We start from the raw sequence: 234 nt of genomic DNA on the forward strand, positions 1-234 counted from the left end.
CTGGCACTGCCGTCGGACACAAAATATGCCCTGGACACGGACACGCAAAAAACGGCGCTCCAAACTCAATGGAACGCCGCAGCTCAGGCGATAAAGACCGCGAATGACAAGGTCGTCCTGTATGTGCAGGCCGCGCAGCAGTTTCCGCCACCTCAGTCGATCGCCGGAGCGACCAACTATGGCGGCTGCGCCTACCAGCAATTGACCGGAGTTCGGCCGGCGCTCACTCAGCCG

Annotated in this window: 1 protein-coding gene; it reads left to right on the forward strand. The window is 61.1% G+C overall.

Annotated features, from left to right (window positions below; translation table 11 throughout):
- A partial coding sequence (locus tag SB847_RS22300; RefSeq protein WP_410578952.1) for a hypothetical protein occupies nucleotides 1-234 on the forward strand: 234 nt, incomplete at both ends.

Source organism: Bacillus sp. SIMBA_026, from assembly GCF_046535335.1.
GTDB classification, from domain to species: Bacteria; Bacillota; Bacilli; order Bacillales; family Bacillaceae; genus Bacillus; species Bacillus velezensis.